The 20302-nt window shown below is 54.9% G+C and carries 24 protein-coding genes and 1 tRNA gene; 15 read left to right on the top strand and 10 right to left on the bottom strand.

What is annotated here, in order from left to right:
• The first annotated feature begins 15 nt into the window (after positions 1–15).
• Positions 16–91: transfer RNA gene (locus B9Z44_RS05010), tRNA-Thr, on the top strand.
• 40 nt (positions 92–131) lie between these two features.
• Here B9Z44_RS05010 and B9Z44_RS05005 read toward each other — a convergent pair.
• Positions 132–518 (bottom strand): hypothetical protein, encoded by a 387-nt coding sequence (locus tag B9Z44_RS05005; RefSeq protein ID WP_342748872.1) that lies wholly within the window; start codon positions 516–518, stop codon positions 132–134.
• A 112-nt stretch (positions 519–630) separates the two neighbouring features.
• Between B9Z44_RS05005 and secA the strand changes: the two genes are divergently transcribed.
• From secA to B9Z44_RS04985, 4 genes are read left to right on the top strand one after another with little or no spacing between them, the layout of a single operon-like run.
• The gene (gene secA, locus B9Z44_RS05000; protein ID WP_108401845.1) at positions 631–3375 is read left to right on the top strand and encodes a preprotein translocase subunit SecA; all 2745 of its coding nucleotides are present in this window, start codon (positions 631–633) and stop codon (positions 3373–3375) included.
• A 4-nt stretch (positions 3376–3379) separates the two neighbouring features.
• The gene (gene argJ / locus B9Z44_RS04995) at positions 3380–4621 is read left to right on the top strand and encodes a bifunctional glutamate N-acetyltransferase/amino-acid acetyltransferase ArgJ (RefSeq protein ID WP_108401844.1); all 1242 of its coding nucleotides are present in this window, start codon (positions 3380–3382) and stop codon (positions 4619–4621) included.
• A complete protein-coding gene (locus B9Z44_RS04990) occupies positions 4621–5502 on the top strand; it encodes an ATP-binding protein (RefSeq protein WP_108358300.1) in 882 nt (293 codons plus the stop codon). Before argJ ends, B9Z44_RS04990 begins: the two co-directional genes overlap by 1 nt.
• Positions 5503–5505: 3 nt before the next feature.
• A complete protein-coding gene (locus tag B9Z44_RS04985) occupies positions 5506–5976 on the top strand; it encodes an NUDIX domain-containing protein (RefSeq protein ID WP_108401843.1) in 471 nt (156 codons plus the stop codon).
• A 13-nt stretch (positions 5977–5989) separates the two neighbouring features.
• On the opposite strand, the gene B9Z44_RS04980 is transcribed toward B9Z44_RS04985, so the two are convergent.
• The 6 genes from B9Z44_RS04980 to B9Z44_RS04955 form a co-directional block, all read right to left on the bottom strand.
• Complete coding sequence (locus B9Z44_RS04980; RefSeq protein ID WP_108358298.1) at positions 5990–6190, bottom strand: DNA gyrase inhibitor YacG; 201 nt, start codon at positions 6188–6190, stop codon at positions 5990–5992.
• A gap of 3 nt (positions 6191–6193) precedes the next feature.
• On the bottom strand, positions 6194–6946 hold the full coding sequence (zapD, locus tag B9Z44_RS04975) for a cell division protein ZapD (protein ID WP_108358297.1): 753 nt from the start codon (positions 6944–6946) through the stop codon (positions 6194–6196).
• A gap of 73 nt (positions 6947–7019) precedes the next feature.
• Positions 7020–7643, bottom strand: coding sequence for a dephospho-CoA kinase (gene coaE, locus B9Z44_RS04970; RefSeq protein ID WP_108358296.1), 624 nt, complete (start codon positions 7641–7643; stop codon positions 7020–7022).
• 10 nt (positions 7644–7653) lie between these two features.
• Positions 7654–8463, bottom strand: coding sequence for a prepilin peptidase (locus B9Z44_RS04965; RefSeq protein ID WP_108358295.1), 810 nt, complete (start codon positions 8461–8463; stop codon positions 7654–7656).
• Entirely contained in the window at positions 8460–9674 is a 1215-nt protein-coding gene (locus tag B9Z44_RS04960) for a type II secretion system F family protein (RefSeq protein WP_108401842.1), read from the bottom strand. The genes B9Z44_RS04965 and B9Z44_RS04960 overlap by 4 nt, the downstream gene beginning before the upstream one ends.
• The gene (locus B9Z44_RS04955) at positions 9667–10887 is read right to left on the bottom strand and encodes a GspE/PulE family protein (protein ID WP_255416725.1); all 1221 of its coding nucleotides are present in this window, start codon (positions 10885–10887) and stop codon (positions 9667–9669) included. Before B9Z44_RS04955 ends, B9Z44_RS04960 begins: the two co-directional genes overlap by 8 nt.
• On the opposite strand from B9Z44_RS04955, the gene B9Z44_RS04950 reads away from it, so the two are divergent.
• The 3 genes from B9Z44_RS04950 (at position 10813) to B9Z44_RS04940 (ending at position 12192) form a co-directional block, all read left to right on the top strand.
• Positions 10813–11349, top strand: coding sequence for an HU family DNA-binding protein (locus B9Z44_RS04950; RefSeq protein WP_342748869.1), 537 nt, complete (start codon positions 10813–10815; stop codon positions 11347–11349). The two genes, B9Z44_RS04955 and B9Z44_RS04950, sit on opposite strands and share 75 nt — an antisense overlap.
• 112 nt (positions 11350–11461) lie before the next feature.
• The gene (locus B9Z44_RS04945) at positions 11462–11842 is read left to right on the top strand and encodes an H-NS histone family protein (protein ID WP_108401841.1); all 381 of its coding nucleotides are present in this window, start codon (positions 11462–11464) and stop codon (positions 11840–11842) included.
• Positions 11843–11865: 23 nt separating this feature from the next.
• Positions 11866–12192 (top strand): hypothetical protein, encoded by a 327-nt coding sequence (locus B9Z44_RS04940; protein ID WP_108358290.1) that lies wholly within the window; start codon positions 11866–11868, stop codon positions 12190–12192.
• Positions 12193–12210: 18 nt separating this feature from the next.
• Here the strand turns inward: B9Z44_RS04940 and B9Z44_RS04935 are convergent, their stop codons facing one another.
• Both B9Z44_RS04935 and B9Z44_RS04930 read right to left on the bottom strand, forming a co-directional pair.
• On the bottom strand, positions 12211–12612 hold the full coding sequence (locus B9Z44_RS04935) for a hypothetical protein (protein WP_108358289.1): 402 nt from the start codon (positions 12610–12612) through the stop codon (positions 12211–12213).
• Between the two features lie 14 nt (positions 12613–12626).
• Positions 12627–13556, bottom strand: a complete 930-nt coding sequence (locus tag B9Z44_RS04930; protein WP_108358488.1) for a polyprenyl synthetase family protein — start codon at positions 13554–13556, stop codon at positions 12627–12629.
• 192 nt (positions 13557–13748) lie between these two features.
• On the opposite strand from B9Z44_RS04930, the gene rplU reads away from it, so the two are divergent.
• The 4 genes from rplU to proB all read left to right on the top strand — a co-directional run bounded on the left by rplU (position 13749) and on the right by proB (position 16608).
• A complete protein-coding gene (gene rplU / locus B9Z44_RS04925; RefSeq protein WP_100131651.1) occupies positions 13749–14060 on the top strand; it encodes a 50S ribosomal protein L21 in 312 nt (103 codons plus the stop codon).
• A 12-nt stretch (positions 14061–14072) separates the two neighbouring features.
• A complete protein-coding gene (rpmA, locus tag B9Z44_RS04920) occupies positions 14073–14330 on the top strand; it encodes a 50S ribosomal protein L27 (RefSeq protein WP_104796974.1) in 258 nt (85 codons plus the stop codon).
• Positions 14331–14394: 64 nt separating this feature from the next.
• Positions 14395–15465, top strand: coding sequence for an Obg family GTPase CgtA (gene cgtA / locus B9Z44_RS04915; protein ID WP_108358288.1), 1071 nt, complete (start codon positions 14395–14397; stop codon positions 15463–15465).
• A gap of 9 nt (positions 15466–15474) precedes the next feature.
• Positions 15475–16608, top strand: a complete 1134-nt coding sequence (proB, locus tag B9Z44_RS04910) for a glutamate 5-kinase (protein WP_108358287.1) — start codon at positions 15475–15477, stop codon at positions 16606–16608.
• 27 nt (positions 16609–16635) lie between these two features.
• On the opposite strand, the gene B9Z44_RS04905 is transcribed toward proB, so the two are convergent.
• Entirely contained in the window at positions 16636–17268 is a 633-nt protein-coding gene (locus tag B9Z44_RS04905; protein ID WP_108401840.1) for an RNA pyrophosphohydrolase, read from the bottom strand.
• A 106-nt stretch (positions 17269–17374) separates the two neighbouring features.
• On the opposite strand from B9Z44_RS04905, the gene B9Z44_RS04900 reads away from it, so the two are divergent.
• The 3 genes from B9Z44_RS04900 to B9Z44_RS04890 are packed head-to-tail and all read left to right on the top strand — an operon-like array spanning position 17375 to position 20276.
• Positions 17375–19120 (top strand): proline--tRNA ligase, encoded by a 1746-nt coding sequence (locus tag B9Z44_RS04900; RefSeq protein ID WP_108401839.1) that lies wholly within the window; start codon positions 17375–17377, stop codon positions 19118–19120.
• A complete protein-coding gene (locus B9Z44_RS04895) occupies positions 19120–19893 on the top strand; it encodes a lytic transglycosylase domain-containing protein (RefSeq protein ID WP_425437156.1) in 774 nt (257 codons plus the stop codon). Before B9Z44_RS04900 ends, B9Z44_RS04895 begins: the two co-directional genes overlap by 1 nt.
• A complete protein-coding gene (locus B9Z44_RS04890) occupies positions 19890–20276 on the top strand; it encodes a hypothetical protein (protein WP_108358284.1) in 387 nt (128 codons plus the stop codon). Before B9Z44_RS04895 ends, B9Z44_RS04890 begins: the two co-directional genes overlap by 4 nt.
• Positions 20277–20302 lie beyond the last annotated feature (26 nt).

Below are 20302 nucleotides of genomic sequence, written 5' to 3'. Positions count from 1 at the left end.
TAGAATTCTGCCTGCGCCGCTTTAGCTCAGTTGGTAGAGCACCCGCCTTGTAAGCGGTAGGTCGTCAGTTCGATTCCGACAAGCGGCACCAAAATAAAACCCGTTACGCCTTTGGCGTAGCGGGTTTTTCTTTAGCTGTGCGATTTCACTTTTACACGGATGGTGTTCACATTCCAGCCCTTGGTGCGCAAGTGGGCGCACAAGGCCGGCAATGTTTGGCGTAGCTTGGCGGCTACAGCGCTGTTGGGCACCAACAAACACCAAGCATCATCTTCTACACCGCCAGATTGGACCAGTGGGCGCAACGAGGCGGGGAGTAGGGGGGCGATCGCTTTGAGTCTGTTTTGGGTGTCCTGAGCAATCGCGGAGAGGTGGGCCAAAGAAGGCGCCGAGCCGACCACTTGCTCCAATGTCTGTGATTTACCTCGCACACTGACCCTTGATTTGGGCGGTGTGTTGTATCCCAGCGCACGATAGGCTGCAAGTGTGTCGGGATGCGGTGTAGAACGGGTGGCCATGCCGCAATTATGGTTCCGCTGACGGTTAAAATTCTGAGCTTCTATCAAGCCTTTCACAAAGGATTTTGCGACCCTTGTTTTTGCAGAAAAACAGGGGCCTCGCAGTGCTCGCATGGCTCTCAATTTCTTGACTCAAATTTTTGGTAGCCGCAATGAGCGGCTACTCAAGCAATACCGCAAAACCGTCACGCAAATCAATGCGTTGGAGCCTTCGTTGGAGAAGCTCGACGATGCGGCCTTGCGTGCCAAAACCGACGAATTCAAATCACGCGTCGCCAACGGTGAGGCCTTAGACGATTTGTTACCTGAAGCTTATGCCGTGGTGCGTGAGGCTTCCAAGCGCGTCATGAAAATGCGTCACTTTGACGTGCAGATGTTGGGTGGCATTGCGCTGCACCAGGGCAAAATTTCCGAAATGCGTACCGGTGAAGGCAAGACCCTCACCGCCACATTGCCCGTGTACCTGAATGCCCTCACCGGCAACGGCGTGCATGTGGTGACGGTGAACGATTACTTGGCCAGCCGTGACGCGCAATGGATGTCTCGCCTGTACAACTGGTTGGGTTTGTCTGTGGGCATCAACTTGCCACAGATGCCACGCGAAGAAAAGCAAGCGGCCTACCGCGCCGACATCACCTACGGCACAAACAACGAATACGGCTTTGACTACCTGCGCGACAACATGGTCTACGAAGCCGCAGACCGCGTGCAACGCAAACTCAACTACGCCATCGTGGACGAGGTGGACTCGATCTTGATTGACGAGGCGCGCACACCGCTCATCATCAGCGGTCAAGCCGAAGACCACACGGCACAGTACGTGGCCATCAACCGCATCGTGCCGTTGCTCACTCGCCAAGTCGGTGAAGAAGACCCACGCACGGGCGAGGGCATCATCACGCCCGGTGACTTCACGGTGGACGAAAAATCACACCAAGTCTTCATGACCGAACAAGGCCATGAAAACGCCGAGCGCATTTTGAGTGCCAACGGTTTGCTGCCCGAAGGCGCGTCGTTGTACGACCCCGCCAACATCAGCTTGATGCATCACCTGTACGCAGCCTTGCGTGCCAACCACCTGTATCACCGCGATCAACATTACGTGGTGCAAAACGGTGAGATCACCATCGTGGATGAGTTCACGGGTCGTTTGATGTCTGGTCGCCGCTGGAGCGATGGTCTGCACCAAGCGGTGGAAGCCAAAGAAGGCGTGGAGATTCAAGCCGAGAACCAAACACTCGCCTCCATCACGTTCCAAAACTATTTCCGCTTGTACAACAAGCTCGGCGGCATGACCGGTACGGCCGATACTGAGGCGTACGAGTTCCAAGAAATTTATGGTTTGGAAACCGTGGTCATCCCCCCTAACCGCATCAGCAAGCGTGAAGACCAGTTGGACCGCGTTTATAAAACCACGGCTGAAAAATACACCGCTGCGATTGACGACATCCGCGAATGCTACGAACGCGGCCAACCCGTGTTGGTGGGTACCACCTCGATTGAAAACTCAGAGCTGATTGCTGAGATGTTGGAGAAGGCCAAATTGCCGCACCAAGTGCTCAACGCAAAGCAGCACGCCAGCGAAGCCACCATCATTGCGCAAGCCGGTCGCGCCAAGATGATCACCATCGCCACCAACATGGCAGGTCGTGGTACCGACATTGTGTTGGGCGGTAACGTTGAAAAAGCGATTGCTGAAGTCGAAGCCGATGAGGCTTTGGACGCCGCAGAAAAACAAAAACAAATCGACGCCTTGCGCGTGCAATGGACCAAAGACCACGACTATGTGAAGTCACTCGGTGGCTTGCGCATCATTGCCACAGAGCGCCACGAGTCACGCCGCATTGACAACCAGTTGCGCGGACGCTCGGGCCGTCAAGGCGACCCAGGCTCTTCACGTTTTTACTTGAGCTTGGATGACTCTCTGATGCGCATTTTTGCGGGCGAGCGTGTCAAGTCCATCATGGACCGATTGAAGATGCCAGAGGGCGAGGCCATCGAAGCTGGCATCGTCACACGCAGCATCGAAAGCGCACAGCGCAAAGTCGAGGCACGCAACTTTGACATTCGCAAACAATTGCTGGAATACGACGATGTGTCCAACGACCAACGTCGCGTGATTTACCAACAGCGCAACGACATCTTGGATGCCACCGATTTGACCGCTCAAATCGCCAGCTTGCGTCAAGGCAGTTTTACCGACTTGGTGCGTCAATATGTGCCCGAAGAGTCGGTAGAAGAGCAATGGGACATTGCCGGTTTGCAACGTGCGTTGTTGCAAGAGTGGCTCATTGAGCTGCCGTTGCAAGAAACCGTACAACAAGCGTCGGCCATCACCGACGAAGAGATTCTTGAGCAGGTCATTGAAGCGGCGCACGCCACATTCCAAGCCAAGCTCGATCGCGTGGGCATTGAACAGTTCACACCGTTCATGCGCGTGGTCTTGCTGCAAAACATCGACAGCCATTGGCGCGAGCATTTGGCGGCATTGGACTATTTGCGCCAAGGCATCCACTTACGCGGTTACGCCCAAAAGCAGCCCAAGCAAGAGTACAAGCGCGAAGCGTTTGAGTTGTTTGGCCAGTTGCTCGATTTGGTGAAGAACGAAGTCACCCGTGTGTTGATGACAGTCAAGATTGAATCGAACGAGCAAATTGAACAAGCTGCGACTGAGTTGGAAGACCGCGCAGAGAACTTGCACAACGTGACCTACACCGCACCTGATGAGTCCGGTCAAGCTGTGACCACAGCAGACGAGGCAACCTTTGCCGCACAAATGCCGCCTGTGGGTCGCAACGATCCCTGCCCATGCGGTAGCGGTAAAAAGTACAAGCAATGCCACGGTAAGTTGGCTTAAACACATGTCAGTTCATCTCAACCCTCCTAATCCTGCCGATTTGCACGCTATTGCAGGCGTGCGCATTGGTGTCACACAAGCAGGTATTCGCAAAGCAGATCGCAAAGATTTGACTGTTGTCTTGATTGACGAAGGTGCGTCGGTTAGCGGCGTGTTCACACAAAACCGTTTTTGTGCAGCACCTGTCCAGGTGTGTCGCGAGCATTTGGATTCAGGTCAAGGCATCCGTGCGATGGTGGTCAACACTGGCAATGCCAATGCGGGCACGGGCGAAGAGGGCCTCAAGCGCGCACGCGAAACCTGCGTGGCGTTAGCCGAAGCCCTGCACATTTCGCCTAATCAAGTGTTGCCGTTCTCCACGGGTGTCATCATGGAGCCGCTGCCGCACGATCGAATCATTGCTGGCATGCCAGCTGCGATTGAAGCTGCAGGCAACACAAGTAACGCCCAGCAGTGGGTCAATGCGGCTGAAGGCATCATGACCACCGACACCGTCCCCAAGGCGGCTAGCACGCAGGTGCAGATCGGCACCACCACGGTGAGCGTGACCGGCATCAGCAAAGGCGCTGGCATGATTCGTCCCAACATGGCCACCATGCTGGGCTATGTGGCCACCGATGCGTGTGTGGCCCCCGTGTTGATGAAAGAGTTGTCGTTGGCTTTGGCCGAAGGCTCGTTCAACCGTATCACTGTCGATGGCGATACATCGACCAACGACTCGTTTGTCGTCATCGCCACCAACAAAGCGCAACACGCGCCTATCACCAGCTTGCAAAGTTCAGAAGGCCAAGCCTTGCTGCAAGCCATGTTGCAAGTCGCACGTGAACTTGCGCAAGCCATCGTTCGCGATGGCGAGGGTGCCACCAAGTTCATCACCATCCGCGTGGAGGGGGGCAACACCAGCGCAGAGTGCCGCCAAGTCGCCTATGCCATTGCCCATTCGCCTTTGGTGAAAACAGCCTTCTTCGCCAGCGATCCCAACTTGGGTCGCATCTTGGCTGCGGTGGGCTATGCGGGCATCACCGACCTCGACCAAACTGGCATTGATTTGTTTTTGGACGATGTACATGTCGCCATTCAAGGTGGCCGTCATCCCGAGTACCGCGAAGAAGACGGTCAACGTGTGATGAAGCAATCTGAAATTACTGTGCGCGTGGTCTTGGGTCGTGGCACAGCCAGTGACACGGTGTGGACTTGTGATTTGAGCCACGACTATGTCAGCATCAACGCCGACTACCGCAGCTAATGACAACCGAACTTCATCCCTTAGAACGCTTGGTGCAACGCGCCGAGGCTTTGATGGCGCGCATTGAGCAAGTGCTGCCGCAACCCATGGCTGAGCCTGATTGGTCAGCCAGCGTGGCCTTTCGGTATCGCAAACGCAACAATGGTCGCGGCGGCTTAGAGCCAGTGCGCCATGTAGCCAAACTCGGCTTGGCTGATTTGCAAGAGATTGACGGCCAAAAAGAAAAAATCCAACGCAACACTGAGCAGTTTGTGAAGGGCTTGCCCGCTAACAACGTGTTGCTCACGGGCGCGCGTGGCACAGGTAAGTCGTCACTGATCAAAGCGTGTTTGAACGAATACGGCCCACAAGGCTTGCGTTTGATTGAGGTCGACAAAGACGACCTGACCGACTTGCCCGACATCATTGAGTTGGTGTCAGAGCGTCCAGAAAAGTTCATGATCTTCTGTGATGACTTGAGTTTTGAAGATGGCGAGCCCGGCTACAAAGCGCTCAAGTCCATCTTGGATGGCTCCATTGCGGCAGCGACACCCAATGTGTTGATTTATGCCACCAGCAACCGCCGTCATTTGTTGCCCGAGTACATGAAAGAAAACCTCACGTACACGCACACCGACGATGGCGAAGTGCACCCAGGTGAAGGCGTTGAAGAAAAGATTTCTTTGTCCGAACGCTTTGGCCTGTGGGTAAGCTTTTACCCCTTCAGCCAAGATGAATACCTGACCATTGCTGCACAGTGGCTCTCGTCGTTTGGGTTCAAGCCTGCTGAAATTGAAGCGGCCAAGCCTGAGGCTTTGGTTTGGGCTCTAGAGCGCGCTTCGCGCAGTGGCCGTGTGGCGTATCAGTTTGCTCGCGACTACGCGGGCAAACGCGCTACTTAAATCATGACGGACGCTGAAGTGCGCGTGGTCGATGCAGACCAGCCGCGTTCGATCGACCGCAGCTTGGTGCAAGTGGCGGTCGGTGTGTTGATGCGCGGTGACGATGCCTTCTTGCTCACCAGTCGTCCTGAAGGCAAAGCCTACGCAGGCTTCTGGGAGTTTCCTGGTGGCAAGCTCGAAGCTGGCGAGACGGTTGAGCAAGCTTTGCGCCGTGAACTACAAGAAGAAATTGGAATCACCATTCACGATTGCACCCTGTGGAAAACCGAGCGCATCGATTACCCCCATGCCTTGGTTCAACTGAACTTTTGCAAAGTGACGCAGTGGTCGGGTGAGTTGCAAATGCTGGAGTCGCAGTCGTTTGCTTGGCAGCAGTTGCCGGTGGCTGTGAAGCCTGTCTTGCCCGGTACGGTGCCCGTGTTGCAGTGGTTTGCGCAAGAGCGCGCATTTGTGGGCGAGACGCATAGCGTCTGAGATATAGGGCTGTTTATTGCAGCGGTGTGTTTTCGAAGTCGGCGTCGTCTTGCGGCGTTTGATCGGGCAAGCGGTGTTCTTCGTTGGCCCAAGCGCCTAGGTCAATGTTTCGGCAGCGTTCGCCGCAAAAGGGGCGATACACATTGGCCGCTTCGTAGCGACTAGGCCCACCGCACTGCGGGCAAACAACGATGCGAACCTCAGCGTCACTCATGGCTTAAACGCAAAGAGCCATTTCAAAAGGCACATCATCAGTGCTGTGCTGTAAACGGCCATCGCCGTCTTGGCGCATCATGCGCACCCAAATCATCAAACGGTTGCCGCTGATTTCTGGAATGAAGCCCAGCGCTGGGTCGATCGCCACACGCATGAGTTGGAATTTGCCTTGTGCCAACGATTGTTGGAACTGGCCGCCCATGGCCATCATTTTTTGTGTGGTGCCTGTGTCGCGCATGAGCGAGAGCAGCAGATTCACAGAGTCTTTCATCGGCTGGAACACTTCGAACCAGCGCATGATGTCGGCACGGCGCAGGTCTGGACTTTGTTGCTGCCATGCGTGGTACGCAGGCAAATCAAAACAGCAAGTGCCACCAGGAATCGCCACACGGTTGCGCAACGCGGTGAGCCATTCGTTTTCTGTGATGTTTTGGCCAATCTTGCCAACGGCCCCGTTGAGACCGCCATAGCAATGGTCGATGTTGTCGAGCAACTGTTGCAATGCCGTTTCAGACACTGACGGGTTGCCGCGCAAGGAGTTGAACTGTTGTTTGTGGCGCTCTAAGTCTTTGAGCACGTCTGACTTGAGGTCGGTACGTCCACCGGCTTCGACCAACTCAAACAATGTGGTGAGCGCAAAGTGGTTGTCTACGGGGTGGTTGCGCGATGTCAGTTCTTCAAAACGCTGAAACAGGTGTTCCAGGCGCAAGTAGGTGCGCACACGTTCGTTGAAGGGATGTTCGTACAGAATCACGCGAAAAAACGAGTCAAAGTTGGACTTTTGTAATTAGCAAGATCATAACCGCTTGCAAACCCCGCCGCCCCGATTAGAGGGGTTGAATAGGTAAAGCGGCGACAAGTTGATCTAAGGCTTGGAGCGACAGCGCGTCGTTGTAAATCACCCAATCAGCCGCAGCCAGTCGCTGTTCTCGAGTAGCTTGTGACGCAATGATTTTTTCAACCGTGTCGCGACTGAAATTGTTCCGTGCCATGACCCGCTGGATTTGAGTTTCTACGAGGCAATCGACCACCAGCACCCGGTCAACTTGGCTGCGCCAACGGCCAGACTCAATCAGCAGCGGGACATCAAACACAACGGTGCGGTGTCCCGCATCCAAAGCGGCTTGGGCTTGACGTTTGGTTTCGAGGGAGACCAGCGGATGGATGATGCCTTCTAAGCGTTGTTTGGCCGAAGGGTCGCTGAAGACATGGGCGCGCATGCGTTCGCGGTCGAGTGCGCCTTCGGGCGTTAAAAAATCAGGCCCGAACGTGTCTGCGATCGCGGGTATGGCCAAGCCATGTGCAGCGGTGACGCTGCGCGCGATGGCGTCTGCGTCAACCAATACCGCACCACGTTTCACAAGCATGGCAGCCACACTGCTTTTGCCACTGCCAATGCCGCCGGTTAGGCCTAGGCGAAGCGTGCGGGCGGCATGTGTGTGTGCAGTCATGACGCTAAGTCTATGCAAAAAATGACCAACCCAACCATGTGGCAATAGGCCCCATGCCGACAACCGCGATCAACAGGCCTGCTGCCGCTAAGAAGGGGCCAAAAGGGATGTAACCGTCTGGGTGGAGCCGATCGATGAATTTGAGTGTCAAACCAAAGATGGCGCCGCTCAAGCTGGCCAACATCAGCAAGGGAATCAAAGCCAGTGGCCCCAGCCATGCGCCTAAGCCTGCCAGTAGTTTGAAGTCGCCAGCACCCATGCCTTGCTTGCCCGTGATGCGTTCAAACGCTGTTGCCACGCACCAGAGCACACCATAGCCGGCGACAGCCCCCCAGACGGATTGATCTAGGCGAAGTGGCAGCCAGCCACTGGCGCTGGCGATGAGGCCACCCCACACCAATGCTTGCGTTAAATCATCAGGAAGCAATGTGGTTTGCCAATCAATCACAGCCAAAGCCAGTAGCGTTGTTGCAAAGAGTGCCCAGCAAAGCGCCGTGACACTGAGCCCCCAGTGCCATGCGCATGCGACCCACGTCAGAGCCGTGATCACTTCAAGCAATGGGTACAGCGGGTGGATGGCTCGTTGGCAAAAACCGCAGCGACCTTTCAGCCAAACAAAGCTGAGCAAAGGAATGTTGTGGTGCCATTTCAAGGGTGTGTGGCAATGCGGGCAATGTGAGGCGGGCCAGCACAAGTCGTAGCGTTGATTCGTGTGAGCGGCATCTGGCTCGGCCATTACCATGCGTGGCAGACGATGCACCACGACATTCACAAAACTGCCCATCAAAAGCCCTAGGCCAAATGCGATGAGCCACGTCATACCACTTGCCCCAGTTGAAAAATTGGAAGATACAAAGCCATCACCAAGCCGCCAATCAAGACACCCAGCACCACCATGATGAAGGGTTCCATGAGTGTAGACAGTCTCGCCACGGTGCTGTCGACTTCGCGTTCGTAGTAGTCGGCCGTTTTGGCGAGCATGTGATCGAGTGCGCCAGACTCTTCGCCAATGGCGCACATTTGCCCGACCATGGGTGGAAAGAGTGCCTCGGTGCTGTCCAGTGCTTTCGAGAGTGATGTGCCTCGCATCAACTGCGCTTGGATGGACTGAGTCGCAGCTTGAAATACCGCGTTGCCTGTCACACCCTGGACAACGTCTAAGGCCTCAGTCAATGGCACGCCCGCTGTAAATAGAGTGGCCAAGGTGCGTGTCCAGCGTGCGGTGCAGGCATGGCGTATGAGTTCGCCAGCAATCGGGATGCGGAGCAAAAAACGATCCAGGCGTGCCTGCCAAGTCACACGGTGTCTGATTTGGTGGCGCGCCCACCACGCAGCCGCGATGGCAAACGCCGCACAGGCCATGCCATAGCGTTGAAACGTCTCACTGAGCGCAATGACCATCCGCGTGAGCCAAGGTAACTCGGCACCGAACGATGCAAAGATGTTTTGAAAAGCAGGAACCACAAACACCAAGATCAGTGCGAGGACCGTGAATGCAATCACCAGAATTGCGGCGGGATAGACCAACGCTGAGCGGACCGTGGCCTGCAGCGCTTGCGTTTTCTCAAGATGGTGCGCCAACCGATCCAGCACAACATCCAACGTGCCTGACATTTCGCCAGCAGCGACCAGATTGCAATAAAACGCATCGAACACCTGGTGTTTTCGGAAGGCTTGGTTGAGCGCAATACCCCCTTCAATTTGGGTGTGTACATCGCGAATGAGTGTTTGAAGGTCAGAGGGTGCGAGACCTTTGCCGAGCATGTCAAATGATTGAAGCAGCGGCACGCCGGCGTGCAGCAGCGTGGCCAATTGGCGGGTCATTTGTGTGAGCTCGTCAGCCTGAATGCGTGGTCTTCTTGTGTGCTTCAGCCAAGCTGGAAACGTCCATTGACGTTGGATCTGGGTGGGTCGAATGCGCTGCTGACGTAACCATTCAGCCACATCGCTTGGGCTATTCGCTTGCATTTCGCCCCGCAAGCGCTGCCCTTGTCGATCGTTACCCCGCCATGCATAACGATGCTCAGCCATGGTTGGTGAGGGCCATGACCTCGTCCATGGTGGTGATGCCCTGCAAGACCTTCAACCATCCGGCTTGCCTTAAGGTGCGCACGCCCTCCAGTGCGGCTTGCGCAGCCAAGGTTTGGGTGTCGTTGTCTCGGATGATGCATGTTTGCATGACATCACTGACGGGCATGACTTGGTAAATGCCGATGCGTCCTTTGTAGCCTTTGTCGCAGGCGTGGCAGCCGACCGCTTTGTACAGTGTGGCGTGTGCGCGTGAGTCGGCTGGAATCGCTTGGCTGTCTTGCGGCGTTAATGTGTTGAAAAAGAAGGCGGTTTGTTCTGCATCTAAAGGGCTTTTGCATTTGTCACACAAACGTCGGATCAGGCGTTGTGCTGTGATGAGGTTGACGCTCGCAGCCACGTTGAACGCCGCAATGCCCATGTGGCGCAGCCGCGCTAAGGTGCTGGGAGCGTCGTTGGTATGCAGTGTTGAGAGAACTAAGTGGCCAGTTTGTGCCGCTTGAATGGCAATTTCGGCGGTTTCTAAATCGCGAATTTCACCCACCATGATCACGTCAGGATCTTGCCGCAGCAAGGCTCGAAGCGTGGTGGCAAAAGTCAATCCGGCGCGCTCATTGATATTGACTTGGTTCGCGCCAGGGAGGTGAATTTCTGACGGATCCTCAACTGTTGAGATATTGACTTCTGCCCGGTTTAATAATTCAAGGCAGCTGTAAAGAGACAAGGTTTTGCCAGAGCCCGTTGGCCCCGTCATCAAAATCAGGCCATGTGGGCGGCCTAGGGCTTGAAGTAATTTGGTGCGGTCATCTGGCTCATACCCCAACGCAGCCAGCCCCGGTCTTTCTCGGGAGAAATTCAAAATTCGAACCACGATTTTCTCGCCATGCAACGTGGGCAAAGAGCTGACCCGTAAATCAATGGTTTGGTCTTTGTAGGGATACTGAATTCGGCCATCTTGCGGTACACGCTTCTCCGCAATATCCATCCGAGCCAAAACCTTGAGACGCGAGACAACCGCGTCTCGCAAACTGAGGACGGGGGTGGCTGCGATTTGTAATTGCCCGTCAATGCGAAACCGTACGCGAAAGAAATCCTCGCCACTTTCGACATGAATGTCTGAAGCAAGTTGTTCAAATGCGCGATGCAGGAGCAGATCCAGCGTTTGGACGGCAGATTCTTCCGGTATTGCGGACGGCGCGATGTGTGGGGGTGGCATCAAAATCCTCATCCAATGAATCAGGATTTTTGGCTGACGCGTCGGTCAGAAGATGGGGTTGGCGTTACAAACATGTCATTTGCACCATTCCCGAGAAATACGCCAATTGGCGTATTTCAGAACACTTTAAATTTAAGTAAACTGCCTAAATCAGCATCGCTGGTAAAAATCAACAACAGGAACAATACCGTGAACAAGACAGAACTCATTGAACACATTGCAGGTAAATCTGATATTTCTAAAGCTGCTGCCACACGCGCGCTCGCTTCCATCATTGAGGCTGTCAAAAAGACACTCAAAAAAGGCGATACCGTGACTTTGGTTGGTTTTGGCACTTTCAGTGTGAGCAAACGTGCAGCACGCACAGGCCGTAACCCACGTACTGGCGCTGCTTTGAAAATCAAGGCCGCTAAGGTGCCACGTTTCAAGCCCGGCAAAGGTTTGAAGGATGCTTTGAATTAATATTAAATTCAAATCATTTTAATAAAAGCCCGCTTTATGCGGGCTTTTTAATTTCTCTGGTTATGTTTAAAATATCAACGTCTTTTTAAAACATATTGAATAGGAATATCTCATGGCACGTACAACTGTTGCAAATCAACTCGCCGCTATTCGTAAACAGCGCGAACTCTTGGACAAAAAAGAGCAGGCTTTGAAATCGAAGTCTCACGACAAAGTTTTGGCAAGCATTGTCGCCATGGCCAAAGACGCGGGTTTGACCGCTGACGACATTGCGAAAGCATTGAGCGCAGGCAAGCCCGCCAAGGCTGGCAAAGCCCCCAAAGCTAACAAAAAAGGCGCTTTGGCTGGCAAAAAAGTGGCACCTAAATACCGTAACCCTGCCAACCTAGAGCAAACTTGGACGGGCCGCGGCGTGTCCCCCACTTGGGTTCAGGCGTTGAAGAGTGCTGGCACCTTAGATTCAGCGCTCATCGCTCAAGCTGTTGCGGCTTAATTCACGGAATGCCGAGTTTGAACATGAGTCGTTTTAAATATGTGGCTTGTGCCTTGGTACTCATCGGTTTTGCAGCTTTGGCTAAGCCGATTGGCAACTATCCCTCGATTCATTTGAGTGAACTGCCTGACTCTTTGCGGTCTGTGTGGAAAGAGCTCAAGCCTGAAATGAATGAAATGAGCCATTGCGCTGCTGCCTTTGATAGCCATTCCGATGGTGAAAAAATGGCATTTCGCTGCTCAATTCATATCAAAATGTCGGCAGAGGGTGAACGTCGTGCGATGCGTTATTGCGAAGAAAAGCGCGCAGAAAAGGGCATCAAAATGCCCTGTAAATTGGTTGAAGAGTAAATATCTGGCGCGCTGTATTCAGCGCGTCAGATTTAATTTCTGCATGATTTGTTGGGTGGCCTGAATAATAGGCATGGCTGCCTCGGCCAATAGGGGCGCATCCGTGGATTGATGGGCCCATTGGTCAGCGCGATCGAGTATCAAATAGAAATCGTTCATATTGCCAATCTCAAACGATTCGTCTTTGGCTTTCATGATTTCGAGCAAGGTCAAATAGCCTAAAAAATACAAGGCGAACATCAAAGAGATGGACGCATTTTGTGACAACGCATGGCCATCCACAATTTCGGCAAACATCTCACGAATGGTGTCGATCGTGACAATTTCGTTGGGGTCGAATTTAAATTCTGCTTTGAAGCAATCGCAAGCGATGTCCCATTGCTGAATGCTGTCGGTGTAGGGTTTGTCTAAATCGTGCATTCGGTACCCGTGGTTTAGTTGCGGCGGTCTAGCAGTTGCGCCGCCAAGGCATGCATGGCTTCGCGATACGGGCCAGTTGGCAAGATACTCAAGGCAGCAATCGCACGTTCAGCTTCAGCGCTGGCGGCAGCGCGGGTGGCGTCCAGTGCGCCTGTGCTGCGCACAATCTCGACAATTTCAGCCAGTGCCTCCATTTCGCCATTTTCAATCGCGCTTTGGATGGTTTGGCGCTGCGCAGGTGTACCGCGCTGCATGGCAATGATGAGCGGTAAGGTGTTTTTACCTTCGCGCAAATCGTCGCCTAAGTTTTTGCCCAGTTCTTTGGCGTCGCCGTCGTAGTCGAGCACGTCGTCAATCACTTGGAAGGCCGTGCCCAAGGCTTGGCCGTAGTCGGCGCAGGCTGCTTCAACGTCAGGTGAGCTTTTGGCCAAAATGGCGGCCAAGCGTGTGCTGGCTTCAAAGAGTTTGGCAGTTTTGGAGCGAATCACGCGCAAATAACCGGCTTCGTCCAGCGAGGCGTCGTGCATGTTCATCAACTGAAGAACTTCGCCTTCGGCAATCACGTTGGTGGCTTCGGCCAGCACTTCCATGACGCGCATTTCGCCGGAATCCACCATCATTTGGAAGGCGCGGGAATATAAGAAGTCGCCCACCAACACGCTGGCGGGGTTGCCAAACGATTCGTTGGCCGTGGGGCGGCCACGGCGCAGGGTGGATTCGTCCACCACATCGTCATGCAGCAAGGTGGCCGTGTGGATGAATTCCACCACGGCTGCCAAGTTGTGGCGCTGCGAATCGGTGTACCCCAAAGCTCCGGCCATGAGCAGCAATAACGCTGGGCGAATTCGCTTGCCGCCCGCGGAGATGATGTACTGCGACACGGTGCCCACCAGCGGCACGCCCGAGTCCAGGCGTTGCGCAATGACGCGGTCAACTTCTGCCATATCGGCAGCGATCAGGGCTAAGGCGTTGGAAGGTGTGGTGGACAAAGCGTGACTAGAAAAAATGGGGACAAAAGCGTTGAAACGCCGCTGGATTATAGGGACGAGCAAACCAAATCAATCACTGCTATAATTTCGGGCTCTGCGGAAATTCGTCCGTAGATATCCACATAGATTCTTATCTAGAGGTCTCACATGTACGCGGTCATAAAAACCGGCGGCAAACAGTATCGTGTTGCTGCTGGCGAAAAAATTAAAGTAGAACAGATTGCTGCGGACGTAGGCCAAGAGATCGTGATCGATCAAGTGTTGGCAGTCGGCAACGGCGCTGAACTCAAGATCGGCACACCCTTGGTGTCCGGCGCAACTGTCACAGTGACAGTCTTGTCACATGGCAAGCACGACAAAGTTCGCATTTTCAAAATGCGTCGTCGTAAGCATTACCAAAAACGCCAAGGGCATCGTCAGCAGTTCACTGAATTGCAGATTGCTTCCATCAACGGCTAAGGAGCATTTGACATGGCACAGAAAAAAGGCGGCGGCTCTACGCGAAACGGGCGCGATTCCAAGCCCAAAATGCTCGGTGTGAAAGCCTTCGGCGGTGAGTTGATCTCTGCTGGCTCTATCATCGTGCGTCAACGTGGTACCAAGTTCCACCCCGGCGTGAACGTCGGCGTGGGCAAAGACCACACTTTGTTCGCATTGGTTGACGGTCACGTCTCGTTCGGCGTTAAAGGCGCTTTGAACAAGCACATGGTCAACATCACACCCGTTTGATTTTTTCAAACTGATTTGTGACAAAGCCCCGACTTGTCGGGGCTTTACTTTTTACACTAGACCCATGAAATTCGTAGACGAAGCCTATATCGACATCGCCGCTGGTGATGGGGGGAACGGCTGCGTCTCCTTCCGTCATGAGAAGTACAAAGAGTTCGGCGGCCCCAACGGTGGCGACGGCGGGCGCGGTGGCCATGTGTTCGCCGTGGCTGACCCCAACCTCAACACCTTGGTTGACTTCCGTTACTCACGCCGCCACGAGGCCAAGCGTGGCCAACACGGCATGGGCTCCGACATGTTCGGCCATGCAGGCGACGACATCACCTTGAAAATGCCCGTGGGCACCATCATCACCGACGTCGAAACTGGCGACGTGTTGTTTGAGTTGCTCACCCCAGGCGAAGTCATCACCATCGCCAAGGGCGGTGACGGTGGCTTTGGCAACATGCGCTTCAAGAGCGCGATCAACCGTGCGCCCCGTCAAAAAACACCAGGCTGGCCTGGTGAAAAACGCGAGCTCAAACTTGAGTTGAAAGTGTTGGCCGACGTCGGTTTGCTGGGCATGCCCAATGCGGGCAAGTCCACGCTGATTTCCGCCATTTCCAATGCGCGTCCCAAAATTGCTGACTATCCCTTCACCACCTTGCACCCAAATTTGGGTGTGGTGCGCGTGGCCGCCGAGCAAAGCTTTGTGGTCGCCGACGTGCCCGGCTTGATCGAAGGTGCGTCTGACGGCGCAGGCTTGGGCCATCAGTTCTTGCGCCACTTGCAGCGCACACGTTTGTTGCTGCATCTTGTGGACATTGCACCGTTCGATGAAGGCGTGGACCCCGTGGCGCAAGCCAAGGCCATCGTCAACGAACTCAAAAAATACGACAAGGCTTTGTACGACAAGCCGCGTTGGATTGTGCTCAACAAGCTCGACATGGTGCCCGCAGACGAACGCGAAGCCTTGGTGGCTGATTTCGTCAAGCGCATGAAGTACAAAGGTCCGGTGTTCCAGATCTCGGCGCTCACGCGCGAGGGTTGCGAACATCTGATCAAAGATATCTACAAACACATCAAAGCGCAACAGGTGGCTGAGCAGCCACCCGAGTATGTTGACCCACGCTTTGTTGAGCCCACGCCTGAATAAGCTGCTGCCATGACGCTTTCGACTTCCACCGTGTTGCGCGATGCACGACGCATCGTGGTCAAGGTCGGCTCTAGCTTGGTCACCAACGAAGGCCGCGGCTTAGACGAAGAAGCCATTGGCGAGTGGTGTCGCCAGCTCGGTGCCTTGGTGCGCGATGGCCGTGAAGTCATCATGGTGTCCAGCGGCGCCATTGCCGAAGGCATGAAACGCTTGGGCTGGACCACACGCCCGCAAGAGCTGCACGAGCTGCAAGCCGCCGCCGCGGTGGGCCAAATGGGCTTGGCCCACATGTACGAAACCAAGCTGCGCGAAAACGGTTTGGGCTCGGCCCAAGTGCTGCTCACGCATGCCGACCTCGCTGACCGCGAGCGTTATCTCAACGCCCGTTCCACCTTGTTGACCCTGCTCACGCACGGCGTGCTGCCTGTCATCAACGAGAACGACACGGTGGTCAACGATGAAATCAAGTTTGGCGACAACGACACCTTGGGTGCCTTGGTGGCCAATTTGGTCGAGGCCGATGCCCTGATCATCTTGACCGACCAAAAAGGTTTGTACACCGCCGATCCGCGTCGTGACCCAGCTGCCACCTTTGTGCATGAAGCTCGCGCAGGCGATGCCAAACTCGAAGAGATGGCGGGCGGCGCAGGCTCAAGCATTGGCAAGGGCGGCATGATTACCAAAATCTTGGCGGCCAAACGTGCCGCAGGTTCGGGTGCCTCTACCGTCATTGCATGGGGTCGTGAGCCAGATGCTTTGGTGCGTTTGACGCAAGGCGAAGCCATTGGCACCTTGCTGGTGGCGCAAACCCAAAAGCAACAAGCCCGCAAGCAATGGATGGCCGATCACCTGCAACTGCGCGGTTCCGTCACCATTGACGATGGCGCGGTGAATAAGCTCAAGTCCGATGGTTCAAGCCTCTTGCCTATCGGCATGACAGGCGTAGACGGTGATTTTTCACGCGGTGAAGTGATTGCGATTCTGGACGGCCAAGGCCAAGAAATCGCCCGAGGTTTGGCCAACTATGCGGCTGCTGAAGCGCGTTTGCTGTGTCGCAAACCTTCAGGGAAAATGACAGAGCTACTCGGCTACGCCGCTGAGCCAGAGATGGTGCACCGCGACAACTTGGTGCTCTCCAAATAACAAAAAGCCCACCTAAGTGGGCTTTTTTTATGAACCTTCGCGCTGTCGCAAACCTGCTTGTGGGTCAGGGTCAAACGTGGCGCCTGGTGGCAACTCCATGTTGATGACGGCACCAAATTGCTTGGGCATACCGCTGTTTTCTTGCGCGGGGTGATGACCCGTGCGCAAATGACGGTTGCGGTTGTCTTGGCGCGGCAGAAAGCGCGACAGCTCAGTCAGCGCCATTTCATACACGCCGCGCTTGAACTCGACCACCACGTCCAGTGGCACCCAGTAGTCGTTCCAACGCCAAGCATCAAACTCGGGATGGTCAGTGGCACGCAAATTCAAATGGTGGTCGGGCGCGACCATTTGCAGCAAAAACCAGATTTGCTTTTGGCCTTTGTAAAAGCCACGCGCATCACGGCGAATAAACCGGTCAGGCACCTCATAGCGCAACCAATCACGGGTACGGGCAACAATGCGCACATGCTCTTGCTTGAGCCCCACTTCTTCGTGCAATTCACGAATCATGGCTTGCTCGGGAGTCTCTCCACGGTCAATGCCACCTTGCGGGAACTGCCAGCTGTGGGTGCGAATGCGCTTGCCCCAAAAAACCTGATTTTTTTGGTTGAGCAAGATGATGCCGACGTTGGGTCTGAACCCTTCTCGGTCAAGCATAATCAAACCTCAAATTTTTTAAACTGAGTCGATTATGCACAGAGCTGCACCAGTTCACTCAGAATTTGCCCTAATTCCCTACTAAATTGACGATTCGATTGCACGCATGAAAGCCTCCCAGTTTCTCATTTCCACCCTCAAAGACGCCCCCGCAGATGCCGAAGTGGTCAGCCACAAACTGATGATGCGCGCGGGCCTGATCAAAAAGCTCGGTGCTGGCATTTACAACTACATGCCCATGGGTTTGCGTGTGATTCGCAAGGTCGAAGCCATCGTGCGCGAAGAGATGAACAAGGCGGGTGCCATCGAGCTGACCATGCCCGTGGTGCAGCCTGCTGAGCTGTGGCAAGAAACCGGCCGTTTCGAGAAGATGGGGCCTGAGTTGCTGCGTATCAAAGACCGTCACGGTCGCGATTTTGTGGTGCAACCCACCAGCGAAGAAGTGGTGACCGACATCGCTCGCCAAGAAATTCGCAGCTACAAACAGCTGCCTAAAAACTTCTACCAAATCCAAACCAAATTCCGAGACGAGCGTCGCCCCCGTTTTGGTTTGATGCGCGGCCGCGAATTCATCATGAAAGACGCCTACAGCTTTGACCGTGACCAAGTCTCGGCCAAGCAAAGTTATCAAGTCATGGCCGATGCCTATCGCAAGATTTTTGACCGCTTCGGTTTGACCTACCGCGCCGTGGCAGCTGACAGCGGCGCCATTGGTGGCGATTTGAGCGAAGAGTTCCAAGTGATTGCAGCGACCGGCGAAGACGCCATCGTTTATTGCCCGACCAGCAACTACGCCGCCAATATGGAAAAGGCCGAGGCCTTGGTCCCAGCGCACGCTCGCGGCGCAGCCACACAAGCGATGGCTAAAACCGCCACACCTGGCAAAAGCACCTGCGAAGACGTGGCAGCTTTGCTCAACGTGCCGCTGAACACCACTGTCAAATCATTGGTGTTGGCCACCGACACCCTCAACGACAAAGGCGAAGTCGTCAAGTCACACGTGTGGCTCTTGCTCTTGCGCGGTGACCACGACATGAACGAAGTCAAAGTGGGCAAGTTGCCAGGCTTTGAAGGTGGTTTCCGCTTTGCCACGACGCAGGAAATCGACGACCACTTCGGCTGCAAGCCTGGCTACCTCGGCCCCGTGAACTTGAAGCAACCTTTGAAGATCGTGGCCGACCGCGATGTGGCTGTGATGGCCGATTGGATTTGCGGCGCCAACGAAGTGGACTTCCACATGACCGGCGTCAACTTTGGACGCGATGTGGCCGAGCCCGACTTGGTCGCTGACATCCGCAACGTGGTGGCGGGCGATGCCTCCCCAGACGGTCAAGGCGTGCTCGCCATTGAGCGCGGCATCGAAGTGGGCCATGTGTTCTACCTCGGCACCAAATACAGCCAAGCCATGAACGCCACATTTTTGGATGTGAACGGCAAACCGCAATTCATGGAAATGGGTTGCTACGGCATTGGCGTGACGCGCTTGCCCGCTGCCGCCATTGAGCAAAACCACGACGAGCGCGGCATGATTTGGCCCGACGCGATTGCGCCGTTCACCGTGGTGATTTGCCCCGTCAACATGGACCGCAGCGAAGACGTGAAAGCCGCCGCCTTCAAGTTGTACGAAGACCTGTTGGCCTTGGGCGTGGACGTCATCTTGGACGACCGTGGCGAGCGCCCCGGCGCGATGTTTGCCGACTGGGAATTGATCGGCGTGCCACACCGCGTGACCATTGGCGACAAAGGCCTCAAAGACGGTGTGGTCGAGTACCAAAATCGCCGCGACAGCGAATCCACCAAAGTGGCCGTGGCCGACGTGTTGGCGCATGTGAAGGCCCAACTCGGTTTGTGATGCAACAGCGTGCTTGGGCCCGTTCAGGCCAGACAGGCATGGGGGGTGTTGAGCACCTGATACGCAATACATGCAGCTTGCTTTGCCGCTTTGGGCGACAGAGTACGGCGGCTTTTTTTCTGTGTGTCTTATGCATTCCCTTGGCGAATGCCGGCAACCAGCGCGAAGAACCCTTGATCGATTCGGTGCGCACCGCGCTCAGCGCGGCGGTGCATCAGTCAGGTCCTCCGGTATTAGTTCATGCCGATGTGAAGGCGGTCAACGCCTTTCAGCAATGGCTCACGCAAACCGAAGCACGTTTAGAAAAACAGTTGCAACGTCGCAAAGCCAGCCCTGCACAAGCCAATCTAGCCATCGCTGCGGCCATGCCAAACGGCACACCTGATGTGCTGGCGCATGAACTGGCCAGTCCGCATTTGCGCCGCGAGTTTTTACAAACCGTTTGGTACGAAAGCCAGCGTGCCGGCTTAGAGCCCTCGCTGGTGTTGGGCCTCATTCAAGTGGAAAGTGGTTTTCGCAAATTCGCCATCAGCAGTGCCAGCGCGCGGGGCTTTATGCAAGTCATGCCGTTTTGGACGCGTGTGCTGGCCGAGGGCGATGCCAGTGTGTTGTTTCAAGCGCAAACCAATTTGCGCTTTGGCTGCGTCATCTTGCGCCACTACTTGAACGTTGAGAATGGAGATCTATTTTTGGCGCTCGGTCGCTACAACGGCAGCCGTGGACAAGCGCCTTATCCAAATGCTGTGTTGGCAGCGCAAAAGGGGTGGCAATGAAAGCTTGGTTTTTCGTCTTGGCAGCGGCGCTGCTGACAGGCTGCGCCACCAAAGCCTATCGCGCTGTTGAGGCCGAGTGCGCGCCACAAGCTTGGGCGGATTACCCTGAGAACAAAGTGCAAGTGGTGCAAACACGTCAACGCGTGATTCATGTGTCAACAGGGATGCGGAGTTGTTTTAGCACGCGCGACGGCGCACACACCAACACCATTTGCAACGACATCACGCGGCCCGAATACATTCCCTACCAAGAAACGGTCGTGATTGACCAAAACGAAGCCGTTCGCAAAATGGCCATTGAGTCGTGCGCTGCCAATTTGTGTTTGCAACGCTACGGCAACGCCAAATGTAAAACTGAGCAACTGTTGGTGCCGGTGCAATAAAAAAGCCCGCTAAAAGCGGGCTTTGG

The sequence above is a fragment of the Limnohabitans curvus genome (genome assembly GCF_003063475.1).
Taxonomy (GTDB): Bacteria; Pseudomonadota; Gammaproteobacteria; order Burkholderiales; family Burkholderiaceae_C; genus Limnohabitans; species Limnohabitans curvus.
The sequence above is the reverse complement of the archived record's forward strand: the minus strand, read 5'-3'. Positions and strand labels throughout refer to the sequence as shown.

Bases quoted from the DNA above. Each gene is read 5' to 3' on its own strand.
- B9Z44_RS05005 (WP_342748872.1), bottom strand. From the start codon at position 518: ATGGCCACCCGTTCTACACCGCATCCCGACACACTTGCAGCCTATCGT.
- secA (WP_108401845.1), top strand. From the start codon at position 631: ATGGCTCTCAATTTCTTGACTCAAATTTTTGGTAGCCGCAATGAGCGG.
- argJ (WP_108401844.1), top strand. From the start codon at position 3,380: ATGTCAGTTCATCTCAACCCTCCTAATCCTGCCGATTTGCACGCTATT.
- B9Z44_RS04990 (WP_108358300.1), top strand. From the start codon at position 4,621: ATGACAACCGAACTTCATCCCTTAGAACGCTTGGTGCAACGCGCCGAG.
- B9Z44_RS04985 (WP_108401843.1), top strand. From the start codon at position 5,506: ATGACGGACGCTGAAGTGCGCGTGGTCGATGCAGACCAGCCGCGTTCG.
- B9Z44_RS04980 (WP_108358298.1), bottom strand. From the start codon at position 6,190: ATGAGTGACGCTGAGGTTCGCATCGTTGTTTGCCCGCAGTGCGGTGGG.
- coaE (WP_108358296.1), bottom strand. From the start codon at position 7,643: ATGACTGCACACACACATGCCGCCCGCACGCTTCGCCTAGGCCTAACC.
- B9Z44_RS04965 (WP_108358295.1), bottom strand. From the start codon at position 8,463: ATGACGTGGCTCATCGCATTTGGCCTAGGGCTTTTGATGGGCAGTTTT.
- B9Z44_RS04960 (WP_108401842.1), bottom strand. From the start codon at position 9,674: ATGGCTGAGCATCGTTATGCATGGCGGGGTAACGATCGACAAGGGCAG.
- B9Z44_RS04950 (WP_342748869.1), top strand. From the start codon at position 10,813: ATGCAGGAGCAGATCCAGCGTTTGGACGGCAGATTCTTCCGGTATTGC.
- B9Z44_RS04955 (WP_255416725.1), bottom strand. From the start codon at position 10,887: ATGCCACCCCCACACATCGCGCCGTCCGCAATACCGGAAGAATCTGCC.
- B9Z44_RS04945 (WP_108401841.1), top strand. From the start codon at position 11,462: ATGGCACGTACAACTGTTGCAAATCAACTCGCCGCTATTCGTAAACAG.
- B9Z44_RS04940 (WP_108358290.1), top strand. From the start codon at position 11,866: ATGAGTCGTTTTAAATATGTGGCTTGTGCCTTGGTACTCATCGGTTTT.
- B9Z44_RS04935 (WP_108358289.1), bottom strand. From the start codon at position 12,612: ATGCACGATTTAGACAAACCCTACACCGACAGCATTCAGCAATGGGAC.
- B9Z44_RS04930 (WP_108358488.1), bottom strand. From the start codon at position 13,556: ATGGCAGAAGTTGACCGCGTCATTGCGCAACGCCTGGACTCGGGCGTG.
- rplU (WP_100131651.1), top strand. From the start codon at position 13,749: ATGTACGCGGTCATAAAAACCGGCGGCAAACAGTATCGTGTTGCTGCT.
- rpmA (WP_104796974.1), top strand. From the start codon at position 14,073: ATGGCACAGAAAAAAGGCGGCGGCTCTACGCGAAACGGGCGCGATTCC.
- cgtA (WP_108358288.1), top strand. From the start codon at position 14,395: ATGAAATTCGTAGACGAAGCCTATATCGACATCGCCGCTGGTGATGGG.
- proB (WP_108358287.1), top strand. From the start codon at position 15,475: ATGACGCTTTCGACTTCCACCGTGTTGCGCGATGCACGACGCATCGTG.
- B9Z44_RS04905 (WP_108401840.1), bottom strand. From the start codon at position 17,268: ATGCTTGACCGAGAAGGGTTCAGACCCAACGTCGGCATCATCTTGCTC.
- B9Z44_RS04900 (WP_108401839.1), top strand. From the start codon at position 17,375: ATGAAAGCCTCCCAGTTTCTCATTTCCACCCTCAAAGACGCCCCCGCA.
- B9Z44_RS04895 (WP_425437156.1), top strand. From the start codon at position 19,120: ATGCAACAGCGTGCTTGGGCCCGTTCAGGCCAGACAGGCATGGGGGGT.
- B9Z44_RS04890 (WP_108358284.1), top strand. From the start codon at position 19,890: ATGAAAGCTTGGTTTTTCGTCTTGGCAGCGGCGCTGCTGACAGGCTGC.